This window comes from Nonomuraea sp. SYSU D8015 (genome assembly GCF_008065375.1).
Lineage (GTDB): Bacteria > Actinomycetota > Actinomycetes > Streptosporangiales > Streptosporangiaceae > Nonomuraea.
In genome coordinates this window covers 93,060-113,383 of sequence record NZ_VJYI01000026.1, presented here as the reverse complement: position 1 = coordinate 113,383, position 20,324 = coordinate 93,060, and the positions used below count along the sequence as shown (strand labels likewise).

Here is a 20,324-nt window from a genome sequence, read left to right as displayed (position 1 = left end):
ATCACCTGTGAAAACGCGGATATAGGGCGCTGGGGTGGCCGATGCCTCGTTCGGCTCGCGACGTTACAGGATGTCGAGGGCATGTCGCGTTTCTGAGACTCCGGCGACCTCGCGCTACCGATACAGGCCATGGCCCGGCTCGTCGACTCGCGAACGAAACCAGTTCACAAAGTTCACACTGTTCTGTCGCTGGTTCAGCGATGTGAGCGCTGCCTCCGTGGAGGTAGTGGCTGATCCTCAGCTGCATGGAGCGATGCATGCCGTAGTTGTCGAGCCCGTGCCGGGGTACCCAGCGGACTTCCCGAGGTTCCGTGCTCGGTGTTGGTCGGCCGCTGATGGCTCGGGCGGTGAGGACGAGGGAGAACGCCTGCCGGACCTCGCCGTTGCTGTTGTAGTGGATGACGTGGCGGGGGTCGCTAGAGGTGCCGACCAATCCCGTGACCTCGCAGGGGGATCCCGGTCTCTTCGACGGTCGCCCGGAGGCCGCCTGCGGGATCGACTCACCCAGGTCGATGGCGCTGCCGGGTAGGGCCCAGTTGTTGTCGTTGGAGCGGCGGATCAGCAGCACGTCGCCGGCCTCGTTGGTGACTACGGCGTTCACGGAGGGAACGAGGCTGTTGGCGGCGGGCGCGCTCGGGTCGTTGTAGTAGCCGATCCGCTGGCTCAGGTCCCAGGAGCCTACTCCGTCGTGGGCTCCTCCTTGGGGTCGTCGGTGCTCTTGCCAACGGGCGAGCGGAACTCAGCGGTTCAACCACTGGACATGGCTACTGCGGTGTGACTATGGAGCCCTTGCCCGGCCGGCGGCGGCAAGCGACGTCAGCGAAGCCAGCCTCTGTACGAGCCCCGCGGAGTCCGCGAGCATGATGGCACACGCGAAGGGCGAGGGAGGCTTCGGTGCCGAACGGTCTGAGCTACGCCGACGCCGTGAAGCTACTGGGCGGTTCCGACACCGGGTTGGTAGCCGCATTGGATCGGCTGACCGGCGGTGTCTTGCTGGCGGCGACCGGCGGCGGCTCCGACTTCGTGCTCAGCCTGTTCGACGCCAAAGGAGAGCTGGCACGGCTGAGCGGCGAGCTCGTGAGCGGCTTGGGCGACCGGTTGCGCGGTCTCGGCCGTTTCGACAGGACCGAGCGGCTCACCGCCGCCCACAAAGTGATCGTGCTCACCGGCTTCTTCGAAGCGTTGAACGCTGCCACTCCCGCGGAGCTACGGCTGGACAAAGCGGCGCAGGTGACCGTGGCGGGCAGTGCGCCGTCTTCCTCCAACCGGCTGCGCGACCTCGCCGGAGTGCTGCTCGATAGCGACATACCAGGCGACCCGCTGAAAGTCGGCGAGCACACCATGCATCCAGTGCTGCGGGAGTTCTACACCTCCTTGAGCGAGCGTCTCGTCGCGTACCTCCGGGAGACGGACGCCTGGGCCCAGGTCGGCTCCGTGGATGAGATGGAGCGATATCTGGAGATCGACGTACCCGACGCGGCGATACGGCGGTACGAGGAACACCTGCGACGCCTGGCCGGCGAGTTCCCTGAGGTGGCGTTCTGGGCGAACCGGCTTCACCACACCGCCACCCACGAGCAGTTGGTGCGGCTGCACGCCGGGCTGGAGGGGCTGGGACGGGTCCTCGGCGACATCGCCGCAGGCACGACGGTCGCCGATCATCGGCGTCTCGCGCTGACGAGGCGCTACCAGCGCGTCCTCGACCGGCCGATCCTGGCCACCGACGACGTGCCGGAGGGATTGGTCATTCCGTCACTGGCGGCGGCATACGTGAACCCCCGCTTCCGGGCCGCGGAGGTCACCCATGCCTCTCCGCTCGATCAGGAGCAATGGTGGCACCAGCATCCGGTCCGGGACGACCTCCAAGGGTTCTTGATCGGGTATCTGACGTCGATCAGGGCCACCCATGGCCCCCTGATCGTCCTGGGCCAGCCCGGTTCGGGCAAGTCGGTGCTCACGCAGGCCCTGGCGGCCCGCCTGCCCGCCGCGGACTTCCTGACCGTGCGGGTGGCGTTGCGCGACGTACCGGCCGACACCGACCTGCAATCCCAGATCGAGTACGCGATCAGGGACGAAACCGGCGAAACCCTGACCTGGCCAGCGCTGGCCAGAACGGCCGGCGGCGCCCTCCCGGTCGTCCTGCTGGACGGGTTCGACGAGCTGCTCCAAGCCACCGGCATCGGTCAGACGGACTACCTGGAGCAGGTCGCGCGCTTCCAGGAACGCGAAGCCGACCAGGGACGCCCGGTCGCCGTCATCGTCACCAGCCGCATCGCGGTGGCCGACCGAGCCCGCATCCCGCGCGGCGGCGCCACCGCCATCAAGCTAGAGCCGTTCAGCGACCGGCAGGTCGAACAGTGGCTCACGGTCTGGAACGACCACAATGCCGCCAGCCTGGCGGCGCGCGGGCTGCGGACGCTGTCCCTGGAGGCGGCGCTGCGCCAGCCCGCGCTGGCTGGGCAGCCGCTCCTCCTGCTGATGCTCGCCCTCTACGACGCCGCCGAAAACGCCCTGCAGCAGCCCGGCCAGCGGCTCAACCAGGCCGACCTGTACGAACGGATCCTGCGGCGTTTCGCCGAACGCGAGATCCACAAGACCAGGCCAGAGCTGGCGGGCGGGCCGCTGCTGGACGCCGTCGAACAGGAACTGTTGCGCCTGTCCATCGCCGGCTTCGCCATGTTCAACCGGGGCCGCCAGTGGGTCACCGACGACGAGCTGACCGCCGACCTCACCGCCCTCCTCGGAGAGTCCCCGAGCAACCATCGGGTGGCGGGCTTCCACGCCCCGCCAACGCCCGCCCAGCAGGTCATCGGCCGCTTCTTCTTCATCCACCAAGCTCAGGCGCTCCGTAAGGACGCCAGCCTCACCACCTGTGAGTTCCTGCACGCGACGTTCGGCGAATTCCTCGTCGCCAGGCTGACCCTTCGGGAATTGGCCGACCTGGCCGCCGCGACCGCGGCACGAAGTCGGCATTCCGTCGACGACGGTTTCGTGCGGGCGCTGCTGTCCTTCGCGCCCCTGACCACCCGTGGGCAGGTCGTCGACTTTCTCTCCGTACTCACCAGGCAGTTCACCGGTGATCAACGGCGGTCGCTCCGCGGCCTGCTGCTCACCATCTTCCATGGAGCTCTCGAGTCCCCCATGGACACGAGCCATGACAGCTACCAGCCTGCGCTGTTCACCCTGCCGGCACGTCATGCCGCCTATTCCGCCAATGTGCTGTTATTGATCGCGATGATCAGTGGTCCGGTGACGGGCCGAGAGCTGTTCCCCCGAGCGCTCTACCCGGCCTCGTCATGGCGGCGTCGTGCGTTGCTCTGGAGATCCGAGTTCAGCGCCGAAGCCTGGAGGAATCTGGCCGCCATCCTCTCCTTGGAGCGGATCTGGTACAGGGGCGATCGCGACGTGTCCATCGACGTGGCGCCGGAACAGGCCTGGAACGCCCCCGAACTCGACCCCTACTGGATCTTCTACGGGTCTGCGCACGCCATCAGCAGGGAATGGGAGGGTTGGCACGTGGTCCAGACCCAGCACCTGCTCCGGGAGAGCCATTTCACCTGTGACTTGGGGGCGGACATCGCCTGGCACGCCCTGGAGGCGATCAACCGCGAGTTGGACGGCGCCGACAGCGGGGGACCGGACGACTTGGATGCCACGAGCGCATTCGGCGTCCCCTCGCAGGGCCGGGCGCTTTCCGTCACGAACGCCATCACCAGAGTGTGGCTCGCCTCCAGCCGTCCCACCGGGGACGGCGATCTACAGCAGGCATACGAAGACTGCCTCCTGGTCATCCTCCGCAGCCGCGAGGACGGCGACACGGTGAGCCGCAACGCCTATCTGGCGAGGGTCCTTCGCCAACTCGCCGCCGATCGCGACCGCCTCTCCCTCGACTACCGCGCCCACGTCCTCGGCTTCCTCAGCTCGCTCAACGAATCGATCTTGGACGAGTCTTATCTGATCAGATTCCCCGTCGTACGGCGCTGGGCCGAGCAAGCCTTCGAAGACGTCGGCTGGCTGACTGCCTCCGAGTGAGGTGCTCAGGCCTTGCGATCTGCCGCAGGACAGCCTCGATCATCGGAAGGCTTTACAGGAAGCCAAGCTTGTGGAGGTAGGTGATGGCGGCGAAGTCGAAGCGGGGTGCGGCGGTCCCGTGCTGAGCGGGTTGGCGTTGACCATGAACAAGGCCGAAAACGCCTCTTGCGGGCGGTTCTCACCCGCCGACCGGGCCCCCAAGTCGATCCGGGCCACTGGCACCTGCTGGCCGTGCTCGGCCATCCAGCAGTTCGGGGTCAGGGGCGCCGTGAGCACCTTTGTCGGAGGTGAACTCCCTTGTTACTGCTCTCCGCCGCCGAACCTCTGCCGGAACCGCTCCATGACTCGCACTGCCTCTGCCTCGCTGATCTCGACTAGTTCTTCGCTCGACTCGCCACGGCGCCATTCTCCGATCACAGTGTCGGGATGCCATTGCAGGTCTTTTTGGAAGGTCTCGTCCACGATCCCTCCATTCGCCAGAATTCGCCGACGAGCCAACCCGCCAGGCTTCTCGCGAGTGTCACCGCTTAGCAAGAGCCCGTAGTACGTCACCTGCTCGTCCATTGGATCAGCCATCCTTCTTCAGTGTGGGGATTTTGGTCGCGCCAGGTGGTACGGGGACGGCCTTGAAGATCTCCTTCTCGTACTTCTCCAAACGCTCCACGTCCTCGGCTCCTAGGTAGCCCTTGTACTCGTACACCTCGTGCGTGACCTCCTTTGCCCACAGGCTCTGCGGCGTGTGGATCTGCACCTCTAACAGGTGCCCGTCAGGACTACGCCATCGCATATTGACACCTTTGTACGCAGATGGATCATCCCATGCCGGCTTCTGTAGCACCAATTTGAACCCCTGCCCCTCCATGGCTGTCTTGACATTCGCGACGCCATCGGCGTAGCGATCTTCGCTGAAGGTGAAGGTGTACCGGATGCCGTCGTGCATTTCCTTGCGAATGAGCTCCTCCGGCGTCCTGTTCGGAAAGCGCTTGATGAGCTTCGCAAGCTTCTCCTTGTAGCGGTCAGGGCCCTTGAGCACGTGTTTCGGGAATCCTGCCATTTCCGCGCCCACTTCCCGCCCAGCGGCCTGGACTCCGCGCGAAATATCAGGTTCAGCCTTTCGCGCCCTGGCAATCGCCTGGTCCGCCAGCGCATTGACATCCCGATCTAAACTAACCCCCTTCCACTCCCACGTCCCATCCGGCCTGATGCGTGCGGGAGCGACCTGTGGCCCCGCCTTCGCTTTGGCAACCTTCAGCAGGTCGGTGATCTTGTCGAGGGCGGTGACGGCTTTGCTCGCTCCCGATGCCGCGCTGCTCCCGCCCGCGGTCGCGGCGGCTGCCAGGAGGTCGGGGACGAGGCGGCCGAAGGCGCGATCGGGGTTGGTGGCCCAGGTGTCCCAGTCCGTGATGGCCTTGAGCATTTCGAGTGGGTTCTTGATCCCGTAGAGAATGCCTTTGGCGCTGTCTTCGACCTGCCGCTGCCAGCCGTCGGGGTCGATGGTCTTGCGTACCTCCGAGAACTCCCACAGCATCCCCGCGAGCCCGGTCGTGGTCTCCCAGGCTCCCTTGGCTACCTCGGCGGCGTGGTTTCCCGAGTTCTGGTTCAGATCGAAGGTGGATTGCACGCCTTGCCAGAGCCGGTCCCAGAACCCCCGACCGTGGGGATCGGCTTGCCGGGAGCGAACACCTCGGAGTTCACGAACACCGGCTGGCCGGGCCGGACCGCCGGGTCGTGCGCGACCAGGCGTTCCAGCAGCACCACGCGCCGGTGAATGTCGGGGATCTGCTGGCCGGCCCAGCCGGCGATTCTGCGGATGGTGTCGGCATGAGTAGTGGCCAGGCCCGCATGACGCAGCAGGCTCCACAACTCGTTCCCGCCGGAGTCCAGCATTGACTCCGCCTTGCGTAGCTCGTCCTGCAACGCCCGGACGCCGTCGGGCACCATGCCGTCGATGTCCACGGGGCTATCTCTCCGTTCGGGCGAGTAGGGCACGGAGTTCGTCCACCGCGGACGTGCAGGCGTTGAGCAGGACCTGTCGTTGTGCGGTCAGTTCGCCACCGAACCGGTCGGCCGCCGGTCCTGTCCAGACGCGCTGGCCCATCAACCCCACGGCGCGGTCCAGGCTGCCTCTGATCTGGCCGGTCAACTCCTCAGCCCGCCGTAATGCCTGCTCTATCTGCTCCCTGGTCATCGGCGTACTCCCCTCACGTGGAGGAATGAGGCTGCCGTGGTCGCGGCTCAACGAGGCTGAGACGTGCTCGGCAGGTGTAGAGCTCTTTCTGCTTTGCCGTCATCCGGGGATCCTCGGGTCGTTGGAGATCTGTTATCCCTGAGATCGCCGTGACGATAGATGGGCAGGGGGAATGCCGTCGCGGAGAACTGCCGAACCGGCATAGTGCCCATAGAGAGACCGAGCCACTGCATCCTCGCCTCGGGTCCCACGCTGGACGGGTGAAACATCATGACGGGATCCGAACAAGATCTGTGCCGTCATGAATGACCGTTTCAGCTGTAACGACTGTTGCGTAAGTGTCAGCGACAAAGGAGGTTGCGTGTCTTGGAACGGAATGACAAGCCGCAAATGAGCGTGGCCCGAACATGCACGTAACCTCGGCACAAAAGGAAGCGGTTCGACCGTATATCGATTTTCTGCATGAGGATGGCATCCCTCGACACGCCGGATGCAGGGGACATACCGTCAATCCATGCCAGAGTTGCACCCGGCGCTGGCCGAACAGGGGCGTCGAATCATCGAACACGGACTGGACACTCCGCACGATGCCGATCTGGTGCCCTTGTCCTGTGATGTCATCGAAGGCGACATCGCGGCGGTGCTGTTCTCTCACGGGGATGCTCTGGAGTGGGTCGTGTTCGAATACGACACTGATTGGCTTTCACGGGGCCTGACCGCGCTCCGAGTCGAGGACTCTCCTCTGCACGGGCAGGAGGCGCAAGTCGCCATACGATTCGAGACCTGGACGCGCAGCCGGACCAGACGCTGGAGTCCGAAGGGCCGGCACCTCGTCCACACGCGTGTCCTGCGCGCTCACCGGATCGCCCAGCTGCGCGTGGCCACACGAACCATCGCGACGCCGCACGGCTGGGCGATCATGGTATGGCGAGGTCGTAGAGCGCCCGCCATCTCGGTCGGGAACGCTTAGCAGATGACACGCAGGTAGTTCAGCGAGTAGGCATTCTTCCTCGCCCGCGAGACGCCCTGAGCGAACCCGTCGACCACCCAGCGGTACTCCTCGCTGCCCGTACCGGTACATTCCCACGCTGTACGGGTCTCCGCCCACCCTCCGCGAGACCAGGCGATGGTGGTGCGGAACACGTTCCGCCAGATGCCGAAACCCAGATAACGCTGCAGGGTCAGCCGTGGCCCTTGCGGGGCGTAGCCGGCCCCGTTGCACGATTGCCGGCCAGTGCCTTCGATGTGCCACCGGCCGTCGTGCTTCTCGAATTCCGGATCGCTGACGTACAGGAAGCAGCGCCACCTCGGCGCCGCGGCGCGCTGGTCTTCGGCCGTCGGAGAGCCGTCCTCATAGGTGGTGCGGCCTTGAGGCCCTGGCCTGTCCCAGGCCGGCACGAGCTCCGCCTGCGGCTCGGGGGCGGAACCGGCGTGTGCGGCTGCGGCCGGAGCGATGAGCCCTGCCACGGTCAGACTGAGCACCGCCATTAAGGCGATCTTGCCTTGGATGCGCATGGTGCCTCCATGGGTCGATGGGGCTACGCATGACCCAGGCGGCTGATGGGCCTGCAGAAGCAGATTCCTCCTTCCGATGACAACCGATTCGAGGGGCGGGTATCAAGACAGGTGGAAAACTCTGTATAGGCCCTGGTCGCTGAACGGGGTCCCGCACTCCGCCTCCGCCACTCTCGATCAGCTCGGCGCGCTGATCCGCACCCGGCTCTAGCGGATGCGGTATCGATCCAGTTCGCTGGACGCCTTCGTCACCCACACCGGCCTTCCCTCGCCTCCACCATGAGCCCGCTATGAACCCTGACCTCTCAACCTCTGTAGCGGGTTAGGGTCTGGCGTGTGGGTGTTTACCTCACCGAAGTCACGTTCGAGACGTGGAACAGCGAGCGGTTCCTCAAGCTGGGATCAGCGTTGGACCTCGCGCTCGCCGATCGTGGGCTGGCGCCGTTCATGCCCGAGCCGCGTATCCCTGAGCGGACGTTCGAAGAGAAGCTGATCTGGTCCATGGACGGCTTCGTAGACCTGTGTGAGCGTGAGTTGAGCCAGGAGGACATCGATGCGGTGTTCGACTGGAACATCCTCATCCCCGTCGAGTTCGACAGTCCTATCACCCTGCCCGTCCCATCGATGTACGGCGACACCACGACCGTCCGCAGTGCACATCGTGCCCAGGAGGTGATGCGGTCGTTCGTTGCGAAGGTCGGTCTTCCGCCAGGTGTGCCCATCGACCCCACTGGTCTAGAACTCACCACATGGTTCGATTCAGCCTCACCGCTCGACGCTCGCCGACAGGACGATCGCACCATCGTGTTCTACACGGCCTTGTTCCTTCGCGCCGCGGAGTACAGCCTCCGGCACGCCTGTGCCATCAGCGAAGCTTGATGGCGATCTGGGCGCGTCCCTCCAGGCCCTGGCCGCCCACGTCCCGGCCCTGGCCTCCCGCCGGAGCCGCCCGCCCGGCCGAGCAGAGCCGAACGTGAAAGGGCCGCGGCGACCCCGGGCCCTTCCCCCATTCTCGGTCGATCACATCAGCCCACGGCGTAGGCACGGATGACGGTCTGCTTGGCGGTCGTCCCCAACGTGTCGGTCGCCGTGGCCCTCAGGGAGACGAATCCGGGCGTGCGCGGGTCGGGCACGGCGGCCGTCCAGCCGGATCCGGTCGGAACGGTCGGCACGGGCAGCCAGTTCGCGCCGTCGTCAGCGGACATCTCCAGCCTGAGCGACGTCACCTTGGCCTGCGACGCGCCAGTGTTGCGCTCCACCCGGACGGGCACCCTGGTCACCGTGCCGGGACGGGCGCGGTTGAACGAGTCGAGACCGGCCGGGGCGTAGCGGACCGCGAACAGCGGGAGCGGCTTCGCCTCGGACGTCCGCCCGGATGTGAAGGTCCAGGCTGATTCCACGCTCGACGACAGCGCCGTGTGCGGCACCTGCCTGCGCATCGAGGCGGTGAGCGTGTACTGGCCCCGCCGCGAGGGCAGCGCGGCGGTGAGCTCGCAGGTCTTGAGCAGGCAGCCGGCGCGCGCGGTCTCGGCGATCGTCCGGCCGTGGCGGGTGAGGCTCGCGGTGCCGGTGGCGGCGTCGTCCACGCCGGTCCGGCCCTCGACGCTGTCGGCGAAGCAAGGCTTGCTGGTCGGCCACCATCCGCGGGTGGACGGCGTTTGCCCAGGTTGGAGGCATGAATGATGCCCTGTGGGCGAACTCCGGTGTGACCCCTTGATCTGGGCGGCCTCTCGCTTATGGGTGCCGCCCGGGTCTCGGAATCGGCGAGCGACTCCTGTCGGTCGGGGCGATCTGACGGGGCCGGACGGCAACTGGGGCGCCACGTTCCCCGTCCGGGATGAAGAGTCGAGGCGCTCGCCAACGTTCGCTGCCGCCGATCACCGGGTTCGACACGCCAAGTCGAGATTCTGAACGGAAACCCGGAGAACTTCTTGATCGGATGCGCTCTCTAATCCGGTGTTCGATCTATGAAGGGAACCCACGTGTCCATGTCCGCGAAGACGATCGTCGCCGCATATCTCCTTGTCGCTGGAACGCTCGCCACCGCCGCGCCCGCGCAGGCGGCCACCGAGACGCCGCAGAGCGTCTGCGGCAGCGGCTTCCGCGTGGTGAAGGACGGCGTCCGGACGATCAAGGACAGGCAGGGCGTCGAGCTCGGCAAGGTCTTCCTGCTCTACAACAGGAGGACCGGCTACAACTGCGTAGTGACGTTCCGGACCCTGTTCGACACGGGCCACGCCAAGACCCGGATGAGTGCCACGCTCACCGTCCAGACCACCACTCCTCCGCTGACCTCCTCCAAGACGACCTCGGGCGTCTACAGCAGGCACACCAAGCCGGTGAAGCTGTTCGCGCGTGGCCTGTGCGTCAAGTACTCGGGCACCATCCAGAGCGTTACCCCCGCCTGGGCGGGGAAGGGCGGTCGCGACAAGTGGGGTAACTGCGGCAGGTGACCCTGTTCGGGGCGGTGTGCTCTCACCGCCCCGAACGATCGGCCGTGAGTTGGCTTGCCCGGTGGATGGCCTGCAGCTCGGTCTCCAACTCGGCGACGCGCCATTGCGCAGCGGCTAACTCGACCTTCTCCCTGCTGGTCGGGCCCGGGCTCCAAGCCGCGGTCGATGCAGTCTTGCCGTCAGGTGTAGAGGGTCTGGGTGCTGATCTCCAGATCACGGGCCAGCTCGGTGGCCGTGCGACCTGCTTCGAGCAGGTCCAGCACCTTGCGCCGGAACTCCGGCGGGTAGCCCCGTCGTCCCATGCCACTTTCCTCTCATCAAGTGGCACAAGAATCCAGAAATCCGCCTCCACTCAACCCGGGGCACACCACTCCAACAGACCCGGCGCGGTTCACTTCGCGCTGACGCAGCTCTTCTGTCCCTGCGCATGCGTTAATCCCTGTTGCAGCAGGGCGATGAGGATAGCCACGATGACCCCCAGGATCGTGGCCAGGGCTCCGATGCCTTGCCATTGGGGGAGGTTCAGGAAGCGGTGGCCGGCGTTGCCGAGCTGCTCTTCGGGCTGCTTGCTGCGCGGTTCGCCCATATCGCCCCCTGTGCAGCCCCCCAGGCCACGGGTGCCGCAAGCTCGTGCTGCGCGACACTCACAGATTCTCATGGGAGGCTTGCGCGTCACCGAGTGCGAGCGGCGGCGTGCTGTCCAGAACCGGACACGCAGGAAAGGCCGGACTGCCCTGGTCGTGGCGGTTTACACGATCTTGGCGGTGTGCGCATCGATGAAAGGCAGCATGCGTTCCGCCTCTGCGAGCACCGCCTCCGGGTCGGTCAGTGGCCGGAACGGTGAAACGAGCACGGTGCCGCCTTTCAGCGCCCAGGTGCCGCCGACGAAACCGTCCACAAGGAACGTCGCAACGCCGCCCGAGGCTGCCGGAGCGATGCGTTTGCGATCCTCCTCGCTGATCATCCGCCTCCGATCCTGATGACCGAGCAGAACGTTGTCGAACGCAGGCAAGAACCGCACCGGGGCCGGCAGGTCGGGATCCGCGAGCGTCGCTTCCAGCACGTCGAACAGTTCCTTGCCGTCTTCGTTCCGGTAGGCGCGCAGGCGCGGTCTGAGCCGCTCCATCACCTCGCCCAGGCGCGTCACACCGGCCCAGGCCTGTACGTCCATGACGCTCGCCGGCCCGAACGCTGCCAGGTAGCGCATGATCATCGTCTCGAGCCGCCGTTCCGCGGCCATGGGGATGCCCGTCCAGTCCTCGGCCAGGGTCACCTCGATCGAGGACCGGTTCTTCCACTTTCCCCAGACGCCGGCCGATGGGCCGTGGACGAGGGGCTCCAGCAGTTCGACCGCATCGGCGAGTCGGCCCGCATGGCGTCCGGGGAACCGTTCGCCGAGTAACCGGCCGAGGTCTCGCCTGGTGAGTGTTCGGCCGCCGAGCACCTCCCGGCCGAGCTGCGCCAGCTTGCCGAGGTCGAGTCCTTCGATCTCCCGGGCGTAGTAGGCGTGCCTCAGTGCGACGCTGACGATGGGCTCGACCGCGGGCCGCAGCCAGGCGAAGTCGTCGGCGCACACCAGGTGCACGGTCCTGCGGATCACCGTCGAACGCACCACGCTTCGGTCGTGGATCAACTGTTCCAGCTGTTCGTGCCGGAAGTCGTCGATTCGTGTCCACAGTCCGACGTACGGCCAGTTCGGTTCCTGTCCTTGAACGGCGACCAGATGCCGGACCACCTCCATCGGCGTGCGAGAGGTACGGCTCAGCAGGAACTGCCGGTCGAGGAGCGTACGGTTGAGGGTGCGCTGAGAAATGATCAATGCTCGGCCTTTGAGGATGAGACTGGAACGGAACGCTCTCTCTCATAATAGCAGAACGGAACGCTTCATTCCGCACAGTCCTTGAGAGCAATATGGGCATGCTGGTCGTCATGGTCGCCACCGCCGAGCAACCGACCACACAGATGTCCGCGCCGGGGCAGGGGTAGCATCTCCCGTGCCCGGCTGGGTGAGGAGACGGGCCAGCAGCGCGGTCGGGCAGTTGGGGGAGATCCATCAGGCGTTTCCCACCGCGAATAGCGCCATGGTCGTCACCAGCAGCCGGCGGCGATCCCAGCGTGCGATCATCGCCGCCAGCGGGACGGTCACGGCGATGATGAGCAGGGAGTACCCGCCCGTCAGAAAGCCGGTCCAGGCATGGGAGACCCGCAAGCTCTCGCTGATCTGGGGCAGCAGTCCCATCGGTAGGGTTTCGGTGGTGATGGTGGCCAGGGCCGCCGCGAACAGGACGGCTAGCCCGGCGGGCGATCTGCTCACTCCGCGGTCCAGACGCGTTTGAGGAAGCCGTCGATGAGCGGGGCGATCTGCGGCAGGTGGGTTTCGAGGGCGAAGTGGCCGGTGTCGAACAGGTGGAGTTCGGCGTCGGGCAGGTCCCGCAGGTAGGTGCGGGCGCCGGGCTGGGGGAAGAAGGGTGGCCGATGCCCCAGGTGATAAGGGTGGGCAGCAGGGCGCGAATGGTCTCCTCGGCGATGGCGGTTTCCGGGCGCAGTGCGATGAAGTCGCGCGCCGTCCGACAGGCGCTCGGCGTAGGCGTTGCCGTTTTGGGCGACCGGATCGGTGATCTGCTCGCGGTGCGACCAGAATGGGACTCCGCCATGTAATCCCCCCGACGTGATCACGAGGTGCTTGGCCGTGCTGCCACTCCGCGCGACAGTGGAAGCTCCCTGGAATCCCGATCCCTGGTGAATTCATGAGCCGCATCGAAGATCACACACCTCCTCTCCCCGGCCACCCTGTGCGAACAGACAAGATCGCACGCGACCGACACTCCTGGCGGCACCGGATCTCGGGCCCCTTCATCCTCACGGCACTCCTGGGAGTCGCCGCCGTGGCCGGCGCCCTCTTCCTCCCCCGCTACGTGCTCACATGGGACCTGGGTACGGCAAAGCCGCCGGCCGACTACGCCACCGCCGTGAACAACATCCGCACCGCCCTGCTCCAAGGGGTCGGCGGCCTGGTGCTCCTGATCGGCGCCTATCTCACCTGGCGCCAGTTACAGCTCAGCCGCCACGGGCAGGCCACCGAGTCCTTCGCCGCCGCCATCGCGCATCTGGGAGATATGAGCGTGGATGTCCGCCTGGGCGGCATCTACGCCCTGGAACGGATCTCCCGCGCCTCCACAGCCGATCGCCGGACCATCGGGGAGATTCTCGCCGCGTTCATCGGCAATCGAGCCCGCGATCCAGAACGAGGCACCCCGCACGCGCACCGGGCCACCACAGCGCCGGGCAGTTCGGTCAACCTCTCCCTCCGCGCCCCTGACATCCATGCGGCGCTGACCGTCCTCGGCCGTCGAGACCCCCTCCGGGGCCAGGTGCTCCGCCTCGACCGCTTGGTCCTGCCCAAGGCGAACCTCGCCTCCGCACGGCTTCGTGACGTGGACCTTCACTTCAGCGACCTGACCGAAGCCTCCTTCATCGGAACCGACCTGACTCGTGCGGATCTCACCGGCGTGCGACTGGCGGGGGCGATCCTTGCCGATGCGATCCTTTACCAGGCCGACCTGCGCGACGCCGTCCTGACCGGGGTCATCGCCGAGGGTGTCGACCTCCGGGGCACCGATCTGACCAAGGTCGACCTGCGAAACGCCAACCTGCGCGGCGCCCGCCTGGACTACGCCGACCTCCGCGGAGCCACGCTGACCGGAGCCGTCCTGACCGGTGCATCGCTGAAACGCGTGGTCTTCGACGAGACCACCGTATGGCCCGGCGACTTCGACGCCTCGCGCATCAGTCCAGCACGGCTGCGATCGCTCCCGCCGATCCGCACCAGGACCTACGCCGAGTTCGCCGTCCAGCCACCCAACGCCGAGAACGACCCGCAGATCAAAGCCGAATAGGCCCACCAGAAGGAATTTCCGCATGGCTACGATGCTTCGCCACTGAGCGCACACGGTGGGACCTATCCGCCTCGCGCTCCCGCCAAGGTCACGAGCGGCACACCAACCGAGCACACGTCCAGCCCTGCCCGAGGAGCGAGCAGATTCAGCAGGCGAAGTACAGGGGTGAGCGTTGGAAGGGCAGGTCAGCCATTGGGCACGAGGTCCAACGTCCCGCAGGGCGGAGCAGAGATCGGGAACAGGTAGCGAGCGCGATCCGGTCCATACCAGAATTGCGATCACTCTTTTCTCCCCGGTGTCAGAGATCGGAGGCTCAGATCCCGTGGATCGCCTGCCTGCTGTGAGCTCTGGCGATGGCTTGCGGCGACCGGCGCAGCCGAACACGCTGAATCGCACCGCTCCATCCGTCCCAACGCATTCCGCCGGTCCGATGGGATTCGACCACGGTGTCCGATTGCGGGAAGAGTGCTGGAAATCCCTCGGTGAGCGTGTAAGGGCGAGATTAGAGGAGCTCACCGGGCGGACGCTGGGCTGGTATGCGACGGAAGACCGCTCCGATCCAGGTGACCGCCGCAAGGCGGTTGTCTTCGGTGAACGGGGATTGTGCCTCGCGGAGCCCCGTATTGACACCCAGCACCGACCGGTGTACTCGATCACCGGCTACCTGCTCGATCCGACGAGTTTCCGGAGCAAGCAGATCGACCACAGGCCGGCTCCGGATCGCGATGCGGCCGCTCCGGACGGCTTCGAAGCCCGCGGGGGTCCTGGAGGACGGGAGGCGATCTCGGGGTTGAACACGACGGCGCTGGGAGTGCTGGGAAATCTGCCGCCCAAGGCCCAGGAACTCCTGCAGGCTCCCCTCCTTAGGGACCAGCGAGTACAGGACTGCGGATGGCATTACGAGGGGTTTGAGCACTACCTGAAAGTGTTCGTGATGTTCCTCGCGGGGCACCAGGACGTGACAGTGGCGGTCGGGCAGCGGGTCATTCCGGTGGGTCACACGCCTCGGACGGCGCACTGGTCCCTGACGTGCTACCGAGCTTCCGTGGTCCGCCGCATCGGGAGATAGGGGCGGGGTGGACAGGAGGTTCAATGACCTTGAGGGGCATGACGCCTACGAACTTCTCGGTCTGACGGAAGGCTGCTCCGACAGACTGGTGAACCAGGCGTATCGCAGGCAGGCGCGTGAGTGGCACCCCGACAAGAACCAGCGCCCCAGTGCCCGCGCGGCGACCGAGCGGAAGATGCGTTTGCTCAACGCCGCGAGAGACGTCCTGCTGAATCACCGGACGGATTACGATCTCTACCGGAGAGCGTGTTCCGAGCCGGAAGAGCCTACGGCTGATCTACAGGACGACCCCTGGGACGACGCCCGGACGGACGTGTTCCCGACGGCCGATCCCAACCAGGACGCCGGAGCCGGCGCACGACAGCCAGGCAAGGGCGCAGCGGATCATCTCTGGAACGGGGCCGGTTACGACGACGGCTCTTCACGAGTCCCTCCGCATCCACACCCTCCTCCATGGGATCAGGTCCCCCACGGGCATGGTGCATTCCGGCAGCCGACGGTGGAGGAGCCCCGCACCACTCCGGCATATGACAGGTATGCGCCCCCGTCCCGGTTTCAGCAGGTCCCCCAACGGAATCCGCCTTTCCCGGCTCCTCCGTATCCGAGCCGGCAGCGCAGACTGAAGGATTCACGCATCGGCTGCCTGTGGGGGACAGCGCTGGCCATTATTGTGTTTATGACTTGCCTTGCGGTCTCATTTGTCGTGGTAAGCAAGTATTCCTTCCAGGTGGAAGTCCCGGTGGAGTTGTCCGGAAGCTGGGTGGGCTCCGGTCTTTACCCCGGCACCGAGCAGCTATACGTCGTCAGGATCTCCCTGCAGAGTGGGAGCAAGAACGGCAAGGTGGATTATCCCTTGCATTCCTGCACCGGGACAATCATTCCTGCCAAGTTGAGCAACGGAAGGCTCGCGGTCAGGCAGCAATTCACACAGCATGACGGATGTGTCAACCGAGAAATGGAACTGAGCAGGCGTGACGATGGAAAGCTGAACTTGTTCCGCGAAGGTCAAGTCGTCACGCTGAATCGGGAGCCCGACGCCGGCCCCTTCCGACTCCCGGAGTCCCTCGTCGGATCCTGGGCGGCCGATGGAGTGGAATTAATCCTCGACGACAAGACGGTCGGGACTTCTGGGACGGTGGAATGGGAAGGGAAGAAGTGCATTCTTGTTGCCGTGGCCTCCGGCGACGACAGCGCGACCTTGGCAGTCGGTGGAACTAACTGCAAACGCCATGGCATCTGGTCGCTGACCGTCCGGAAGGGCCGGCTAATCGCCGACTTCAAGGGAACGGATGGCCGAAACATTGACGACTGGTCGGCATCCCGTAAGACTTGAGGGACATCCCCGGTACGGCACTGGCCGCGCGGTGACAAAACCCTATACCTTGCCTGGCCTGGCAATCGCTGCTGGTACTGGCCCGACTGCGCAACGGCGACACCCGCGTGCGCGGCTTCGGTGTCGGCAACTCCACGGCACAGTGCTGTCCGCGAAAGGCGTCGCAGCTTGTCGGAGATGGCCGTTACTCAGAAAAGGGCTCATGGGATATTTTGCTCTGCCGAGGGCTGACGTATTCAGGCGAGGCCCCTTCTAGGGATAACCGACAAATGGGGGCCAATCTTCGCGTTGGGGAGGCTATCAAGGTGAAAATAAGTTCGAGTGGAGCGTTATCCTCGCGTCATGGGCAGAGTGCGGATGGTGTTACTGTTGTGGGAGCTTGCAAAAGCCTTTCGCGTGTGATAGCTGCGCTATTCATCGCCTCGTTGTGGCATCGGCACTCTTGTGCGATCGAGCCCCATGGTGGCCTGGGCGCATTGGGGCTATTCGGATAGGCCGATATCGCAAGGCCTGACGCGACTGTGCCGCCCAGAACGGATTCTCCGTATGCGACGACCTGCTGGCTTTCCCGTGCTCATTATGGGCTTGATGGGCCCCGTACCCTCATCGACGTTGTCCTTGTGGAGTTTATACGGGCGAAAGGTTCCGAAGTGTAGCCCGCAAGGGTACGTTACTAGCCGCACGCATGCTGCATCCGACCTCCTTAGCCCCCGAAGGAGCGCAATGAACGGCCAAGGCTCGCGGCAAAAGCCCTTCCCCGTCGATGATTTGTCGCGCGCCGTACGTCTGGAGATTGCCGCCGAACTACATGCGGACGGCGAGGGCGAGAAGGTTTCCTTGTCCGCCGGGCGACGGGTCGGCGGCGACGGAGAGACACGCGAGTACCTGTTCACGTGCAGATCGTGGAAAGACGCATTCTCTGGCGAGAAGCTGCTCATCCGGCTGTCCCGCTCCCGGACTCCCTGGGAGCGCGCCGAGGCGACCCGAATGCCTGACGGCAAGGTCAGAGTCCGTACCACGGCGAATCTGGGGCACGATCCGGCCAACGCTCAACTACGCAAGGACGACACGGTAGGGCTGGAGTCCATACTCGACCGGCTTGAGGGCGCGAAAGACGGCGACAATAGCACCGTCAATGTCACGACTGCGGGCTGGCTGCTCGGTCAGGGCAAACCGCGCAACGGCCGCTGCACCACACCTAACCACTTCATCCGGAACTATCAAGACCGCCTTCTCAACGCCAAGCAGCGGCAGGCAATCGAACAGGCCCTTGGCAGTGAACTCACCTTCATCTGGGGCCCACCGGGAACGGGCAAAACGGACGTAGTCGCCGCCATCGCGGAGGGCTGTTACCGCCAACAGTTGCGGGTCCTGTTTCTCGCCCCCACCAAGGTGGCCGTGGACCAGGCGCTGGAACGCATCTGCGACCTTTTGTCAGGCGAGGAAGCCTTCGGCGAAGGCCTCGTGCAGCGTGCTGGGGAGATAGAGCTGCCCTCGCTGTCCGCCAAGTTCGGCGATCAGATCGATGCGGGCAAGATCGCTGAGCGGCTATCGGCGTCAGTCTCCGACAGGATCGCCGCCGTCCGCGAACAGTTGGAAGCCAGCCGAAGGCTCCTCGCCATCCACGCCGAAGCGGAACGCGTCGGGGAAGAGCTGCGGATCGCGTCCGCTCAACGGGACGACACCAGCCGGCTCATCGCAGCCCTCCAACAAAAGCTCCAGTCAAGCCGCGCTGCGATCATCGACATCGAACAGCAGATCCGAGACATCGGCACCCCATCGGGCCTGTTCGCGAAGAGAAGACAGGCCAAACTCGACGAACTGGGCCGCGCCCACTGGGAACACCGCAACGCCCTGGCCGAACTTGACAAGAAGCTGAGCGACGCACGTTCCTCCCAGCAACACTACGCGGGCGAATCCGGCGCATTGGAACGGGAATTCGCTGTCCTAAGCGACCAACTCCGCGCTATCCCACCCGCAGGACCTGTTCGCAGAGCCGCTGAACAACTGCAAAAGGACCTCACGGCCCTGGAGCAGGACCTGCAGAAGATCAACGAGGCGGTGCGCAGGAACTGCCGGGTCATGGGCGCCACGGTTGCGAAGGCAGTGCAATCCCGCAACCTGCTCGATTCGCCAGACGTGGTGATCATCGACGAGGCCGGCATGGTGAACCTTCCGTCGGCCTGGTGCGCCGCGGGCCTGGCGAGCCGGCGCGTGGTCATCGCCGGCGATTTCCGTCAGCTCCCCGCGGTGACCCGCGCCTCTGGACATCGGGACGCGACACCCCAGGACAGGGACCACGCCAAGCTCTGGATGGACCGCGACGCCTTCGCGACAGCGGGCCTGGTGGACGCCGCGGGCTCGGCTCGTCGCAACGACCCCCGCATGGTGTGCTTGGACACTCAGTACCGCATGCGGCCGGCCATCTGCGACGTCGTCAACGTCGTCGCCTACTCGGACGCACCACTTCGCCCTGGCCGCGACGACCTCAGCAGGCTCCCGTCATCACCGCTGCTGGCTGGCCCGCTGATCCTCGTCGACACCACACCGCGCCGCCTCCCTAACCCCGAAGGCCGGTACGGTGCACACACCACCAACTCGGTCCACGAGGCGGTCATTCACGAACTCATACGCGGCCTGCAGTATGACGACGTCCTTCCGGCCCGCAAATGGACGGACCAGCGGCCGACCGACCGAATGGCCGTCATCGCCCCGTACAAGAATCAGGTGAGAGCACTCCGCGGGAGTCTCGCATGCCGGTTCGGCGAGGACTACGAGGGCCTGGTCGACACCGTCCACCGATTCCAGGGCAGCCAGCGCCCCCTCGTAGTGATCGACACCGTCGCCGGGGCCGGCGGCAAGCTCGGCTACTTCTACGACGGCGTCGGCCTGGCCTCTCACACCTGCCGCCTGCTCAACGTGGCCCTCAGCCGAGCCCAGGATCATTTGGTGGTCGTCGCGGACACGGAGTTCCTACGCTCCAGGTTGAGACCGGGCAGCGAGGCCGGCCGCATGCTTGACCGTCTGGAACGCCACGCCCATAGGCTGCCGGTCGACGAACTCGTACCGTTCCGCGCCGCGGGAGACCTAGCGAACCTGCCCGAGGACGAATTGTCCCGACCGGCCTTCTTCCCCGCCGACGAGGTGCCCCGAGCCGTCGAATGGGACATCGACCGCGCCCGCCGCAGCATCGACATCTTCTGCGCGTTTCTCGACCCGCGGCCCGTACGGAGGTGGCTCGGCCGCCTCACTCCGCGGATCCAGGCCGGTGTGCAGGTTACCGTCCATACCCGTGATCAATCGGAGGATCCGCGCAGGCAAAGTCTCGTCCGTGATCTCGAAATGGCCGGATGCCGGGTGGTTGAACGGGAGCGTATGCACGAAAAGGTCCTCATCATCGACGACAACGTGCTCTGGCACGGCTCGCTCAACCTCCTGGCCAATATCGGGCCCACCGAGCTGATGATGCGGATCACAGACCCGACGGCCTGCCAGCGGGTACGGCATATCGTCGAGCGCGCCCGAATGGAACGTCCCGCCCGGCCTTGGCGCCAGGGGCCGACAGGGCGCCAGGGACCGACGGACGGTGCCGACGTGGAGTCCGGCGGTGTCCTGGACGGCCGTCGGTACATTCGTGTCGATTACCGCGACAAGGAGGCGTTCAAGGAGACGATGCGCGCCGCTGGGGTGTGGTACGACTACGACAAGCATCGGAAGATGTGGCACATCGATGCCTCGGTCCCTCGCCATCTCATCCAACGTTGGCTTCCAGCAGACGGTGCTTGACTGGAAGACGTGAATTCGACCGGGTGATGTCGAGCTCGTCAGCTCATCCACT

At 65.5% G+C, this 20,324-nt stretch carries 20 protein-coding genes; 8 read left to right on the top strand and 12 right to left on the bottom strand.

Going from position 1 to position 20,324, the window contains the following annotated elements; genetic code table 11:
• Window position 1 precedes the first annotated feature (1 nt).
• A complete protein-coding gene (locus ID574_RS62545; protein WP_336245630.1) occupies window positions 2-601 on the bottom strand; it encodes an NUDIX hydrolase in 600 nt (199 codons plus the stop codon).
• Window positions 602-894: 293 nt separating this feature from the next.
• Here ID574_RS62545 and ID574_RS49910 point away from each other — a divergent pair, with 293 nt between their 5' ends.
• The gene (locus tag ID574_RS49910; protein WP_188196119.1) at window positions 895-4,032 is read left to right on the top strand and encodes an NACHT domain-containing protein; all 3,138 of its coding nucleotides are present in this window, start codon (window positions 895-897) and stop codon (window positions 4,030-4,032) included.
• A 300-nt stretch (window positions 4,033-4,332) separates the two neighbouring features.
• Here the strand turns inward: ID574_RS49910 and ID574_RS49905 are convergent, their stop codons facing one another.
• The 4 genes from ID574_RS49905 to ID574_RS49890 form a co-directional block, all read right to left on the bottom strand.
• Window positions 4,333-4,494 carry a hypothetical protein gene (locus ID574_RS49905; protein ID WP_188196118.1) on the bottom strand — a complete coding sequence of 54 codons (162 nt, stop codon included), beginning with the start codon at window positions 4,492-4,494 and terminating at the stop codon, window positions 4,333-4,335.
• 106 nt (window positions 4,495-4,600) lie between these two features.
• On the bottom strand, window positions 4,601-5,653 hold the full coding sequence (locus tag ID574_RS49900; protein ID WP_188196117.1) for a hypothetical protein: 1,053 nt from the start codon (window positions 5,651-5,653) through the stop codon (window positions 4,601-4,603).
• The gene (locus ID574_RS49895) at window positions 5,632-5,988 is read right to left on the bottom strand and encodes a hypothetical protein (protein ID WP_188196116.1); all 357 of its coding nucleotides are present in this window, start codon (window positions 5,986-5,988) and stop codon (window positions 5,632-5,634) included. Before ID574_RS49895 ends, ID574_RS49900 begins: the two co-directional genes overlap by 22 nt.
• A 4-nt stretch (window positions 5,989-5,992) precedes the next feature.
• A complete protein-coding gene (locus ID574_RS49890; protein WP_188196115.1) occupies window positions 5,993-6,220 on the bottom strand; it encodes a hypothetical protein in 228 nt (75 codons plus the stop codon).
• Between the two features lie 514 nt (window positions 6,221-6,734).
• On the opposite strand from ID574_RS49890, the gene ID574_RS49885 reads away from it, so the two are divergent.
• Complete coding sequence (locus ID574_RS49885; protein ID WP_188196114.1) at window positions 6,735-7,190, top strand: hypothetical protein; 456 nt, start codon at window positions 6,735-6,737, stop codon at window positions 7,188-7,190.
• Here ID574_RS49885 and ID574_RS49880 read toward each other — a convergent pair.
• Window positions 7,187-7,735 carry a hypothetical protein gene (locus ID574_RS49880; protein ID WP_188196113.1) on the bottom strand — a complete coding sequence of 183 codons (549 nt, stop codon included), beginning with the start codon at window positions 7,733-7,735 and terminating at the stop codon, window positions 7,187-7,189. The two genes, ID574_RS49885 and ID574_RS49880, sit on opposite strands and share 4 nt — an antisense overlap.
• Window positions 7,736-8,071: 336 nt before the next feature.
• On the opposite strand from ID574_RS49880, the gene ID574_RS49875 reads away from it, so the two are divergent.
• Window positions 8,072-8,614 carry a hypothetical protein gene (locus ID574_RS49875; RefSeq protein WP_188196112.1) on the top strand — a complete coding sequence of 181 codons (543 nt, stop codon included), beginning with the start codon at window positions 8,072-8,074 and terminating at the stop codon, window positions 8,612-8,614.
• 146 nt (window positions 8,615-8,760) lie between these two features.
• Here ID574_RS49875 and ID574_RS49870 read toward each other — a convergent pair whose 3' ends face one another.
• A complete protein-coding gene (locus tag ID574_RS49870) occupies window positions 8,761-9,321 on the bottom strand; it encodes a hypothetical protein (protein WP_188196111.1) in 561 nt (186 codons plus the stop codon).
• A 402-nt stretch (window positions 9,322-9,723) separates the two neighbouring features.
• Between ID574_RS49870 and ID574_RS49865 the strand changes: the two genes are divergently transcribed.
• A complete protein-coding gene (locus ID574_RS49865) occupies window positions 9,724-10,188 on the top strand; it encodes a spore-associated protein A (RefSeq protein ID WP_188196110.1) in 465 nt (154 codons plus the stop codon).
• 179 nt (window positions 10,189-10,367) lie between these two features.
• On the opposite strand, the gene ID574_RS49860 is transcribed toward ID574_RS49865, so the two are convergent.
• The 5 genes from ID574_RS49860 to ID574_RS60950 form a co-directional block, all read right to left on the bottom strand.
• Window positions 10,368-10,490 (bottom strand): transposase, encoded by a 123-nt coding sequence (locus tag ID574_RS49860; protein WP_188196109.1) that lies wholly within the window; start codon window positions 10,488-10,490, stop codon window positions 10,368-10,370.
• An 89-nt stretch (window positions 10,491-10,579) separates the two neighbouring features.
• Window positions 10,580-10,774 carry a hypothetical protein gene (locus tag ID574_RS49855; protein ID WP_188196108.1) on the bottom strand — a complete coding sequence of 65 codons (195 nt, stop codon included), beginning with the start codon at window positions 10,772-10,774 and terminating at the stop codon, window positions 10,580-10,582.
• Window positions 10,775-10,936: 162 nt separating this feature from the next.
• Entirely contained in the window at window positions 10,937-11,929 is a 993-nt protein-coding gene (locus tag ID574_RS49850; RefSeq protein WP_188196107.1) for a winged helix DNA-binding domain-containing protein, read from the bottom strand.
• A gap of 312 nt (window positions 11,930-12,241) precedes the next feature.
• Window positions 12,242-12,502, bottom strand: a complete 261-nt coding sequence (locus tag ID574_RS49845; RefSeq protein WP_188196106.1) for an MFS transporter — start codon at window positions 12,500-12,502, stop codon at window positions 12,242-12,244.
• Window positions 12,499-12,864 (bottom strand): alpha/beta fold hydrolase, encoded by a 366-nt coding sequence (locus tag ID574_RS60950; RefSeq protein WP_223167889.1) that lies wholly within the window; start codon window positions 12,862-12,864, stop codon window positions 12,499-12,501. Before ID574_RS60950 ends, ID574_RS49845 begins: the two co-directional genes overlap by 4 nt.
• A 71-nt stretch (window positions 12,865-12,935) precedes the next feature.
• Between ID574_RS60950 and ID574_RS49835 the strand changes: the two genes are divergently transcribed.
• The 4 genes from ID574_RS49835 to ID574_RS49820 all read left to right on the top strand — a co-directional run bounded on the left by ID574_RS49835 (window position 12,936) and on the right by ID574_RS49820 (window position 20,272).
• Window positions 12,936-14,084 (top strand): pentapeptide repeat-containing protein, encoded by a 1,149-nt coding sequence (locus tag ID574_RS49835; RefSeq protein WP_188196105.1) that lies wholly within the window; start codon window positions 12,936-12,938, stop codon window positions 14,082-14,084.
• Between the two features lie 430 nt (window positions 14,085-14,514).
• A complete protein-coding gene (locus ID574_RS49830; protein WP_188196104.1) occupies window positions 14,515-15,153 on the top strand; it encodes a hypothetical protein in 639 nt (212 codons plus the stop codon).
• Between the two features lie 7 nt (window positions 15,154-15,160).
• Window positions 15,161-16,486 carry a J domain-containing protein gene (locus ID574_RS49825; protein ID WP_188196103.1) on the top strand — a complete coding sequence of 442 codons (1,326 nt, stop codon included), beginning with the start codon at window positions 15,161-15,163 and terminating at the stop codon, window positions 16,484-16,486.
• Between the two features lie 723 nt (window positions 16,487-17,209).
• Entirely contained in the window at window positions 17,210-20,272 is a 3,063-nt protein-coding gene (locus ID574_RS49820) for an AAA domain-containing protein (RefSeq protein WP_188196102.1), read from the top strand.
• Window positions 20,273-20,324 lie beyond the last annotated feature (52 nt).

Bases quoted from the DNA above. Each gene is read 5' to 3' on its own strand.
- ID574_RS49890 (WP_188196115.1), bottom strand. From the start codon at position 6,220: ATGACCAGGGAGCAGATAGAGCAGGCATTACGGCGGGCTGAGGAGTTG.
- ID574_RS49885 (WP_188196114.1), top strand. From the start codon at position 6,735: ATGCCAGAGTTGCACCCGGCGCTGGCCGAACAGGGGCGTCGAATCATC.
- ID574_RS49880 (WP_188196113.1), bottom strand. From the start codon at position 7,735: ATGCGCATCCAAGGCAAGATCGCCTTAATGGCGGTGCTCAGTCTGACC.
- ID574_RS49865 (WP_188196110.1), top strand. From the start codon at position 9,724: ATGTCCGCGAAGACGATCGTCGCCGCATATCTCCTTGTCGCTGGAACG.
- ID574_RS49860 (WP_188196109.1), bottom strand. From the start codon at position 10,490: ATGGGACGACGGGGCTACCCGCCGGAGTTCCGGCGCAAGGTGCTGGAC.
- ID574_RS49855 (WP_188196108.1), bottom strand. From the start codon at position 10,774: ATGGGCGAACCGCGCAGCAAGCAGCCCGAAGAGCAGCTCGGCAACGCC.
- ID574_RS49850 (WP_188196107.1), bottom strand. From the start codon at position 11,929: ATGGAGGTGGTCCGGCATCTGGTCGCCGTTCAAGGACAGGAACCGAAC.
- ID574_RS49835 (WP_188196105.1), top strand. From the start codon at position 12,936: ATGAGCCGCATCGAAGATCACACACCTCCTCTCCCCGGCCACCCTGTG.
- ID574_RS49830 (WP_188196104.1), top strand. From the start codon at position 14,515: ATGGGATTCGACCACGGTGTCCGATTGCGGGAAGAGTGCTGGAAATCC.
- ID574_RS49820 (WP_188196102.1), top strand. From the start codon at position 17,210: ATGAACGGCCAAGGCTCGCGGCAAAAGCCCTTCCCCGTCGATGATTTG.